Source organism: Vibrio sp. 10N.261.52.A1 (genome assembly GCF_002876325.1).
In the GTDB taxonomy this organism is placed as follows: domain Bacteria; phylum Pseudomonadota; class Gammaproteobacteria; order Enterobacterales; family Vibrionaceae; genus Vibrio; species Vibrio chagasii.
In genome coordinates, this window is the sequence record NZ_MCYD01001381.1 from 1 (window position 1) to 536 (window position 536).

Consider the following 536-nt stretch of genomic DNA (forward strand, 5'->3'; position numbering starts at 1 on the left):
CTCTTTTTCTTCTTAAGAAAGGCATCGTATCCCAGAGTACTCTCCTTATAAGATGCGCTCATAAGGAAAGCTCGATAGAAACCTCTATCGCTAGGAGGAGTGTGTTGATTATGATCTTTAGTGAAAGCTATGAGCTGTATTACGACCCTAAAATAGAGAGCAGCACAGGGAGGCTCCTTGGCGTTGAATGCCATCCTAGGTATAAAGTCGATGACGGGGTTACACTGAGCTCAAACTTCTTCATAAGAAATGTGTACTCTACAAATAAAAACTATGAAATGTTTCTATTCACTCTAAAAGAGTCGACAAAGCATTTACGCGATATCCAAACGCCATTGAGAATTTATGTTTCTGTGAAAGTAGAAGACATCATTTGCTATGACCTCGCAAAAGCAATTCGTGTTCAGTGTGTAAAATCAGGTGTTGCTATTAACTCTATTTTTCTAGAGCTAGATGATATTTCGATTAAAGATGGAGATGAAGAGTTATTCGTTAAGCTAGATCGTCTGATAAATATCGGAGTAAATATCTTAGTC

Annotated in this window: 1 protein-coding gene; it reads left to right on the forward strand. The window is 37.9% G+C overall.

Annotated features, from left to right (window positions below; genetic code table 11):
- Positions 1-101: 101 nt before the first annotated feature.
- The coding region (locus BCT81_RS28095; RefSeq protein ID WP_133152760.1) for an EAL domain-containing protein at positions 102-536 on the forward strand (435 nt) is incomplete at its 3' end.